This is a genomic window from Saccharothrix sabaoui, assembly GCF_051756985.1.
Taxonomy (GTDB): Bacteria; Actinomycetota; Actinomycetes; order Mycobacteriales; family Pseudonocardiaceae; genus Actinosynnema.
Genome location: NZ_JBPKJK010000248.1, coordinates 1 through 8,815 on the forward strand (window position 1 = coordinate 1; position 8,815 = coordinate 8,815).

At 74.5% G+C, this 8,815-nt stretch carries 10 protein-coding genes; 5 read left to right on the forward strand and 5 right to left on the reverse strand.

Features of this window, described 5'->3' with window-relative positions:
• The coding region (locus tag ACR807_RS39495; RefSeq protein WP_438926656.1) for a GntR family transcriptional regulator at positions 1–212 on the reverse strand (212 nt) is incomplete at its 3' end.
• A gap of 67 nt (positions 213–279) precedes the next feature.
• Here ACR807_RS39495 and ACR807_RS39500 point away from each other — a divergent pair.
• Positions 280–927, forward strand: coding sequence for a pyridoxamine 5'-phosphate oxidase family protein (locus tag ACR807_RS39500; protein ID WP_438926657.1), 648 nt, complete (start codon positions 280–282; stop codon positions 925–927).
• Here ACR807_RS39500 and ACR807_RS39505 read toward each other — a convergent pair.
• From ACR807_RS39505 to ACR807_RS39520, 4 genes are all read right to left on the reverse strand, one after another.
• On the reverse strand, positions 924–1,373 hold the full coding sequence (locus ACR807_RS39505) for a cysteine dioxygenase (RefSeq protein ID WP_438926658.1): 450 nt from the start codon (positions 1,371–1,373) through the stop codon (positions 924–926). The two genes, ACR807_RS39500 and ACR807_RS39505, sit on opposite strands and share 4 nt — an antisense overlap.
• Before the next feature lie 201 nt (positions 1,374–1,574).
• Complete coding sequence (locus tag ACR807_RS39510) at positions 1,575–2,639, reverse strand: cystathionine gamma-lyase (protein WP_438926659.1); 1,065 nt, start codon at positions 2,637–2,639, stop codon at positions 1,575–1,577.
• Positions 2,636–3,640 carry an NAD(P)H-dependent glycerol-3-phosphate dehydrogenase gene (locus tag ACR807_RS39515; protein ID WP_438926660.1) on the reverse strand — a complete coding sequence of 335 codons (1,005 nt, stop codon included), beginning with the start codon at positions 3,638–3,640 and terminating at the stop codon, positions 2,636–2,638. The genes ACR807_RS39510 and ACR807_RS39515 overlap by 4 nt, the downstream gene beginning before the upstream one ends.
• A gap of 1 nt (position 3,641) precedes the next feature.
• The gene (locus ACR807_RS39520) at positions 3,642–4,346 is read right to left on the reverse strand and encodes a lysophospholipid acyltransferase family protein (RefSeq protein ID WP_438926661.1); all 705 of its coding nucleotides are present in this window, start codon (positions 4,344–4,346) and stop codon (positions 3,642–3,644) included.
• Positions 4,347–4,430: 84 nt separating this feature from the next.
• Here ACR807_RS39520 and cofC point away from each other — a divergent pair, with 84 nt between their 5' ends.
• From cofC to ACR807_RS39540, 4 genes are all read left to right on the forward strand, one after another.
• Positions 4,431–5,033 carry a 2-phospho-L-lactate guanylyltransferase gene (cofC, locus tag ACR807_RS39525; protein ID WP_438926662.1) on the forward strand — a complete coding sequence of 201 codons (603 nt, stop codon included), beginning with the start codon at positions 4,431–4,433 and terminating at the stop codon, positions 5,031–5,033.
• A gap of 34 nt (positions 5,034–5,067) precedes the next feature.
• Positions 5,068–5,262 carry a hypothetical protein gene (locus ACR807_RS39530; protein ID WP_438926663.1) on the forward strand — a complete coding sequence of 65 codons (195 nt, stop codon included), beginning with the start codon at positions 5,068–5,070 and terminating at the stop codon, positions 5,260–5,262.
• Between the two features lie 67 nt (positions 5,263–5,329).
• Positions 5,330–7,597 (forward strand): RNA degradosome polyphosphate kinase, encoded by a 2,268-nt coding sequence (locus ACR807_RS39535; protein WP_438926664.1) that lies wholly within the window; start codon positions 5,330–5,332, stop codon positions 7,595–7,597.
• The gene (locus ACR807_RS39540) at positions 7,594–8,517 is read left to right on the forward strand and encodes an NUDIX hydrolase (RefSeq protein WP_438926665.1); all 924 of its coding nucleotides are present in this window, start codon (positions 7,594–7,596) and stop codon (positions 8,515–8,517) included. Before ACR807_RS39535 ends, ACR807_RS39540 begins: the two co-directional genes overlap by 4 nt.
• Positions 8,518–8,815 lie beyond the last annotated feature (298 nt).

The following is an 8,815-nucleotide window of genomic DNA, read 5'->3' on the forward strand; positions in this document are numbered from 1 at the left end:
ATCCAGCCCTCGGCGTGCAGCTGCTCGTAGGCCGCCGCCGTCACGGTCCGGCTCACGCCCAGCCGCTCGGCCAGCGCCCGGGTGGACGGCAGCCGGTCGCCGCTGCGCAGCCTGCCGTCGGCGGCGGCCGTGCGCAGCGCGTCCGCGAGCTGCACGGCCAGCGGCTCGGCCGACGCGCGGTCGAGCGAGACGGCGAGCGCGGTCTCCGCCACAGTGGCCTCCTCAAATCACCGAGAATTGGCACTTGTGGATAGCCACTCTACCGCAGACGCTGGTCGCATGACGTTGTCACCGACCCCGCGCAGCACCGTCAAGCGCGGACGCAAGCGCGCCGTGACCGACCGCGCCGCCCTGCACGCCGTCCTCGACGCCGCCCTGGTGTGCCACCTCGCCGTCGTCGTCGACGACGCGCCGCTGGTGCTGCCGACCGGCTACGGCCGCGACGGCGACACCCTCTACCTGCACGGCTCGACCGGCGCGCGCAGCCTCCGCGAGGCCGCCCTCGGCGTGCCGGTGTGCGTCGGCGTCACCCTCCTGGACGGCGTCGTCTACGCCCGCTCGGTGTTCGACCACTCCATGAACTACCGCGCGGCCGTGATCCACGGCACCGCCGTCCCGGTCACCGAGCCGGACGCCAAGGCGCACGCCCTGCGCGTGCTCACCGAGCACATCGCGCCCGGCTCGTGGGACTACGCCCGGCAGCCGACGCCGAGGGAGCTGGCCGCGACGTCCGTGCTCTCGCTCGACCTCGCCGAGGCGTCGGTGAAGATCCGCAGCGGCCCGCCCGGCGACGAGGGGGAGGACGTCGCCGCGAACGAGCGGTGGGCCGGTGTGCTGCCGCTGCGCACCTCGTGGGGCGCCCCGGAACCGGACCCGGCGCTGGTGGGCGACTGGGAGGTCCCACCGCACGTCGCGGGCAGGCGCTAGCCGAGGGGCGCGAACCGGACCGGGCGCATGGTGCGCCCGCCGTCGCGGTACACGTGGATCGTGACGGCCGGGTCGACGCCGTCGTTGCGCACCTGGTGGGCGTAGTCGGGCCCGAACACGCGGGACTGGCCGGCCACCAGGTTGTGCAGCACCTGGTGCCCGTTGAGCGCGACCACCTCGGTCAGCGAGCCGCTGACCACGGTGAACGCGCCGGCCGTCGGGCCGTGGTCGTGCAGGTCGGTGTGCTGGCCGGGCAGCCAGCTCATGAGCCACACCTCCTGCTCGTCGGTGCGCTCGACGAGGGCGGCGAAGCGGGTGTCGGGGTCGTAGCGGAGCAGGTGGGCCCAGCGCTCGCGCCGCGCCGCCACGTCGAGCGCGATCCGCACGGGGTGCGGGGCGGCGTGCGACGGGGGCAGGGCGATCGTGTTCTCCGGGACGGCGAACATCAGGTTCCTTCTTCGGGATGCCGGGGGTGGCGAGCGTCGACTGCTCGCGGGACGCGGGGCGATCACCGACAGGAACAGAGCGCGCTGGCGACCAGGCCGAGGTCGATGTGACCCCACCCGTCGATCATGGCGCGGAAGGACATGCGACGAGGGTGGCAGCGAGCCGCCACCCCCGCAACCGCGTCCCACGAAATGGACCCGTCAGAGTGACTTCAGCACGTCGGCCACCAGGTCCGCGGTGTCCTCGCAGCCCGCGGACAGCCTGACCAGGCCCTCCGGCACCGGGTCGCCCCACTGGGCCCGCCGGTCGAGGCTCGTGTGCAGGCCGCCGAAGCTGGTGCTCGCGTACACCAGCTCCGACCGCTCCAGGAACGCCGCGACGGCGCCCGCGTCCGCCAGCAGGAAGGTCAGCACCCCGCCGAAGCGGCGCATCTGCTTCGACGCCACGGCGTGCGCCGGGTCCTCGGGCGCGCCGGGCCAGCGCAGGCCGGTCACCGCCGGGTGCGCCTTCAGCGCGTCGTACAGGGCGGCGGCGTTCTCCGCCTGCCTGGTCAGCCGCAGGTCGAGCGTGCCGAGCCCGCGGTGCGCCAGCCACGCCTCGAACGGGCCGGGGATCGCGCCGCCGGTGGTGCGGGCCGCGCGGACCTCCTCGGCCAGCGCCGGGTCGGCCGCGGTCACGTGCCCGAGCAGCACGTCGCTGTGCCCGGCCACGGCCTTGGTGTCGCTGCTCACCACGGCGTCCGCGCCCAGCGCCAGGGGCAGCTGCCCGAGCGGCGTCGCGGTCGTGTTGTCCACCGCCACCAGCGCGCCGGCGGCGTGCGCCGCCTCGGCGAGGGCGGCGATGTCGCACACGTCGAGGCCGGGGTTGGACGGCGACTCCAGCAGCACGAGCCGCACCCCGTCGAACGACGGGTACGGCCCGGCGGTGGGCACCTCGACCACGTCCACCGGCATCTGCGCGACCAGCGAGCGGGTCAGGAAGTAGCCGTCGCCCGGCAGCACGACGGTGTCACCGGGCGCGAGGACCACGCGCAGGAACGTCGAGATCGCCGCCATGCCGGACGGGAACAGCACCGCGGTGCCGCCCTCCAGGTCGCCCAGCGCCTCCTCCAGCACCCGCCACGTCGGGTTGTGCGCGCGGCCGTACGTGTCCGCGCCGCCCAGGTGGTAGGCCGAGGCGAACACCGGGCCCGCGGTGAACGGCTGCCCCGGCACGGGAGCCGTCGTGTGCACGACCCGGGTGCCGTCGCCCCACCTGCCGGTCATTGCCGTTCCGCCTTCCGCTCGCGCCCGAGCAGCGCCGCGGTCAGCACGCGCGGGTCGAGCCCCTCGTGGCACACCTGGTGCACGCCCTCGGTGATGGGCATGTCCACGTCGTGGCGCGCGGCCAGCTCGCGGATCGACGAGCACGACTTCACGCCCTCGGCGACCTGCCCGTGCGCCGCGTCCTGCGCCTGCGCCAGGGAGTCGCCGCGACCGAGCCTCTCACCGAACGACCGGTTGCGCGACAGCGGCGACGCGCAGGTCGCCACCAGGTCGCCCAGGCCGGCGAGGCCCGCGAACGTCAGCGGGTCCGCGCCCAGCGCCGCGCCCAGCCGGGCCGTCTCGGCCAGGCCGCGGGTGATGATCGAGGCCATCGTGTTGTCGCCGAACCCCATGCCCGCCGCCATGCCGCACGCCAGCGCGATGACGTTCTTGCACGCCCCGCCCAGCTCGCAGCCGACGACGTCGACGTTCGTGTACGGCCGGAAGTAGGCGTTGGAGCAGGCGTGCTGGAACTCCACCGCGCGGTCGTGGTCGGTGCACGCGATGACCGTGGCGGTCGGCTGCTCGGCCGCGATCTCCTTGGCCAGGTTCGGCCCGGTCACCACGGCGACCTGGTCCTCCGGCACGCCGGCGACCTCGCGGACCACCTCGCTCATCCGCTTGAGCGTGCCCAGCTCGACGCCCTTGGCCAGGCTGACCAGCGTCGCGCCGGGCGGCAGCGACGCGCGCCAGCCGGCGAGGTTCTCCCGCAGCGTCTGGCTCGGCACGGCCAGCACCACGGCCCCCGCCCCGTCGAGCGCCTTGTCGGCGTCGGCGGTGGCGGTCAGGTTCGCCGGCAGCACCACGTCCGGCAGGTAGTCGGTGTTGACCCGGCCCGCGGAGATGGCGTCGGCCACCTCCGCGCGCCGCGCCCACAGCACCACGTCGGTGCCGGAGTCGGCGAGCACCTTGGCGAAGGCGGTGCCCCACGACCCGGCGCCCAGCACCGCGACCCGGTCCACGTCAGGACTTCTTCGCCGAGTAGAAGCCGTCGGGGGCCTGCTCCTCGCGGACCTCCGCGAGCAGCCCCTTCACCTCGCCCATCAGCAGGTCGGTGACCTCGCGCAGCAGGGCGAGGTTCTGCGGCCGGCCGCGGTGGGCGGACAGGTCGACCGGCGCGCCGACCTTCGTCACGACGGTCTTGCGCGGGAACGGCCGGAACTTCCTGCGGTAGTGGTCGTAGACGTCGCGGGTGCCCCAGCGGGCGGCGGGCAGCACCGGCACGTCGTGCTCCAGCGCGAGCCGCGCCACGCCCGTGCGCGAGGTCATCGGCCAGCCGTCCGGGTCGCGGGTGATCGTGCCCTCCGGGTAGATGATCACCACCATGCCCTGCTCCAGGGCGTCGTGGGCGGCGCGCAGGCTCTGCTGGGCGTCGGCCGTGCCGCGGTAGACGGGGATCTGGCGGGCGCCCCTGAGGACGGAACCGAGCACCGGGACGTTCCACAGGCCGTGCTTGGCCAGGAAGTGCGGCACGCGCCCCTGCCGGTGCGTGAAGACCGCGTCGTAGACCGGGTCCAGGTGCGACACGTGGTTCATCACGACGAGCGCGCCGCCCTCCCGCGGGAGGTGCTCGCCGCCCTCGACGCGCCGGCGCGCCATCGCGGTGGTCGCCGGGTAGAAGACCACCGCGGCGAACCCGACCCAGAAGCCGCCCTTCTCTCTGGCCACGTGCACTCCCTCTCCAGTTCGTGGACCTGGAGTCTTCCCCGGAGCCCCCGGCCAGGTCCAGCCGGCATCGGGGAGTATGGCGGGGTGGGAGCCGAAGTGGACCTGGTGGTGCCGGTCAAAGCGCTGGACCGGGCCAAATCTCGCATCGTGGGGCTGGACCGGCCGGTGCTCGCCCTGGCGTTCGCGCTCGACACCGTCACCGCCGCCCTGCCCGCCGTGCGGCGTGTGGTGGTCGTCACGTCGGACCGGGCGGTGGTGGCGGAGCTGCGGGCGCTGGGCGTCGAGTCGGTCGCCGGGCCGGAGGGGCTCAACGCGGCGCTGCGGTTCGGCGCGGGGGTGCTGCGCGCCGAGGACGCCTCGTCCGTCGTGGGCGCGCTCCAGGCGGACCTGCCCGCGCTGCGGACCGCCGAGCTGGCAGCGGCGCTGGCCGCGGCGCGGGGCCGGTCGTTCGTCCCGGACCGCCAGGGGACGGGCACGACGATGCTGCTGTCCGCGCCGGGCGGCCCGCTGGACCCGTCGTTCGGCGCGGGCTCGGCCGCGGCGCACGCGGCGTCGGGCGCGGTGCCCCTGGTGGGGCCCTGGCCGTCGCTGCGGCACGACGTGGACACGGCGGAGGACCTGGGGTCGGCGGCGGCGCTGGGCCTGGGCGCCCGGACGGCGGCGGCCACCACCCCGGTCCGCGGCTGAGCCGCGGCGCCGCCCCATCGGCTAGCGTCGCCCCGTGACCGAGCAGGCGACCGTGAGCGCGCACCACCCGGACGGCTCGGCCACGGTGCTGCGCGACGACGGCGTGCTGGTGGACGTCCCGGCCGCCGCGGTGGCCGAGGGGGGTTGGCGCTCGCTGCGCCCCGGCCAGCGGGTGACGCTCGTGCGTGACGGCTCGGGTGCGGTGCGCGGCCTGCTGCGACCGGTGTGACGGGGAGTTCACCTCCCGGCCGGCTCCGATCGGCGCGCGAGGTCCCTCGTTGGTGGACAATACGACCGTGAGCACGGACAACACGCCTGAGCAGCCCGCGCCGAAGCGACGCACCCGGACGTCGCGGGCCACGCCCCCCGCGAGCACGCCGAAGCGCCGACCGCGCCCGGCCGCGCGCCGGGCGGGCACGCGCGGTTCCGCCGGGCAGCCGACCCCGGAGACGCCCGCCCGGCCGTTCCCGAGCTCACCGCCCGCCGTGACGGCCACCGAGGCGCAGGCCGACCTGCCCGACGACCGGTACTTCAACCGGGAACTGTCCTGGTTGGACTTCAACGCCCGGGTCCTGGCGCTGGCCGAGGACGCCTCGCAGCCGCTGCTGGAGCGGGCGAAGTTCCTGGCGATCTTCGCCTCGAACCTCGACGAGTTCTACATGGTGCGGGTCGCGGGCCTGAAGCGCCGCGACGAGACGGGCCTGTCGGTGCGCAGCGCGGACGGCCTCACCCCGCGCGAGCAGCTGGTCAACATGTCCAAGCGCGCCCAGGAGCTGGTCGAGCAGCACGCCCGCGTGTTCCTCGACCACGTGCAGCCGGAGCTGGAGAAGCACGGCATCAGCATCGTCAACTGGACCCAGCTCAGCGACTTCGAGAAGCTCCGGCTGTCGAACTACTTCACCGACCAGGTGTTCCCGGTGCTCACGCCGCTGGCCGTGGACGCCGCGCACCCGTTCCCCTACATCTCCGGCCTGTCGCTGAACCTGGCCGCGACGGTGCGCGACCCCGAGGGCGGGGCGGAGCGGTTCGCCCGCATCAAGGTGCCCGACAACGTGCCGCGCCTGGTCCGCGTGGAGAACGACCGCACCAGCCCGACGGCGACGTTCCTGCCCGTCGAGGAGCTGATCGCGGCGCACCTGGGCGAGCTGTTCGCCGGGATGCAGGTCGTCGAGTGCCACGCCTTCCGGGTCACCCGCAACGCCGACCTGGAGGTCGAGGAGGACCAGGACGAGGACCTGCTCCAGGCGCTGGAGCGGGAGCTGGCGCGCCGCCGGTTCGGTCCCCCGGTCCGCCTGGAGGTCGCCGACGACATGACGGAGAACATGCTGGAGCGGCTGCTGCGGGAGATGGAGGTCGACCCGCACGACGTCGTCCAGGTGCCCGGTCTGCTGGACCTGTCGTGCCTGTGGCAGCTCTACGGCGTGGACCGCAAGCAGCTCAAGGACGCGCCGTTCGTGCCCGCCACGCCCCCGGCGTTCGGCGAGCGGGAGACGCCCAAGAGCATCTTCGCGACCCTGCGCGAGGGCGACGTGCTCGTGCACCACCCGTACGACTCGTTCTCCACGTCCGTGCAGCGGTTCATCGAGCAGGCGGCGGCCGACCCGCGCGTGCTCGCCATCAAGCAGACCCTGTACCGCACCTCCGGCGACTCCCCCATCGTCGACGCGCTGATCGACGCGGCCGAGGCGGGCAAGCAGGTCGTGGCGCTGGTGGAGATCAAGGCGCGGTTCGACGAGCAGGCCAACATCAAGTGGGCGCGGGCGCTGGAGAAGGCGGGCGTGCACGTCGTGTACGGCCTGATGGGCCTCAAGACGCACTGCAAGACGTCGCTGGTGGTGCGCCAGGAGGGCTCGCGCATACAGCGCTACTGCCACATCGGCACCGGCAACTACAACCCGAAGACCGCGCGGATGTACGAGGACGTCGGCCTCCTCACCGCCGAGCCGACCATCGGCGCGGACCTGACGGACCTGTTCAACGTGCTGACCGGGTACGCCCGCCAGGACCACTACCGCAGCCTGCTGGTCGCGCCCTACGGCGTGCGGCGGGGCATCGTGGAGCGCATCGAGCGGGAGGTCGAGCACGTCCGCGCCGGCCGGCCCGCCGGGGTGCGCATCAAGGTCAACTCGCTGGTGGACGAGCAGGTCATCGACTCGCTGTACCGGGCGTCGCAGGCGGGCGTGCCGGTGCAGGTCGTGGTGCGCGGGGTGTGCTCGCTCAAGCCCGGCATCAAGGGGCTGTCGGAGAACATCCACGTGCGCTCGATCCTCGGCCGGTTCCTGGAGCACTCGCGGGTGTTCCACTTCGTCGGCGCCGGGGAGCACTGGATCGGCAGCGCCGACATGATGCACCGCAACCTCGACCGGCGCGTCGAGGTGCAGGTGCGGGTGACCGACCCGAAGCTCACCGCGCAGCTCGACTCGATGCTCGATTCGGCGCTGGAGCCCACGACCCGCTGCTGGGTGCTCCAGCCCGACGGGGGGTGGGAGGCGTCGCCGTCCGACGGGAGCCGCGTGCGCGACCACCAGACCGAGCTGCTGCGCGCCCACCGCGCGACGGGGTGAGGCCCGTGATCAGGGCTGCCGGCGCCGTGCTGTGGCGCGAGGGTTCCGTGGCGGTCGTGCACCGGCCGCGCTACGACGACTGGTCGCTGCCGAAGGGCAAGCTGGACCCGGGCGAGACCGTGCCCGCCGCGGCGGTGCGCGAGGTCCACGAGGAGACCGGGTTCCGCGCCGTGCTGGGGCGGCACCTGTGCCGGGTGGACTACGAGGCGTTCGGCAAGCCGAAGGTCGTGGACTACTTCAGCGCGCGCGCCGGGTCGGGGGCGTTCGAGCCCAACGACGAGGTGGACGAGCTGCGGTGGGTGCCCGTCGCCGAGGCGGCGGCGATGGTGACGCGGGACACCGACCGGACCGTGCTGGAGCGGTTCGCGGCGGAGCCGGCGGACCTGGCGACCGTGCTGCTGGTGCGGCACGCGAAGGCGGGCAAGCGGGGCAACTGGCCCGGCGACGACGACCTGCGGCCGCTCAGCTCGGCGGGCTGGCGGCAGGCGGCCGGGCTGCGCGCGGTGCTGCCGCTGTGGGGCCCGTCGCGCGTGCACGCCGCGCCGCGCCTGCGGTGCGTGGACACCGTGCGGGGGGTCGCCGACGACCTCGGCGTGGACGTGCTGCTGGAGCCCCGGCTGTCCGAGGAGGGCTACTGGCCCGACCGCGAGGCGGGCCTGGTCCGGCTGCTGGAGATCGCCGACGGCCCCGGCACCCCGGTCGTCTCCAGCCAGGGCGGGGTGATCCCGGACATCGTCTCCACCCTCGCCGACCTGGGCGGCCTGCCCCTGGCGGACGTGCCGTGCAAGAAGGGCAGCACCTGGCTGCTGGCGTTCCGCCGCCCGGCGCCGGGTTGGTCCACATCGGACTCGTCCACGGGCTGGCCGCGCCTGGTCTCGGCGCACTACCTGCCCACCGCGCTGGCCGCGCCGACCACCTGACGGGCACAGCGGGTTCCCGGTCGCCCGGTGCGGTTGGGCCGGACGGGTTCGCCGTGCGGCCGGTCGGGTCACGCCGGGAATGCGCGGCGGCACCGCGGGTTCCGCGTTCCCGGGACCGGTGCGCGGGTCCGGGGTTCGGGGACCCGAAAAGCGGCGACCCATTTCCCGCCGGATTCCACGCGGCGGCGCCGACTTCCGCCGGGCGGTCCGGTGTTCGCCTCTTCCGCCACCGGCGCCGGGCGCCTGAGTCGGACACCGGAGTCGGGCAGCGGGATCGGGCAGCGGGATCGGGCAGCGG

Coding starts and splice junctions, on each gene's coding strand:
- ACR807_RS39500 (WP_438926657.1), top strand. CDS start 280: ATGACGTTGTCACCGACCCCGCGCAGCACCGTCAAGCGCGGACGCAAG.
- ACR807_RS39505 (WP_438926658.1), bottom strand. CDS start 1,373: ATGTTCGCCGTCCCGGAGAACACGATCGCCCTGCCCCCGTCGCACGCC.
- ACR807_RS39510 (WP_438926659.1), bottom strand. CDS start 2,639: ATGACCGGCAGGTGGGGCGACGGCACCCGGGTCGTGCACACGACGGCT.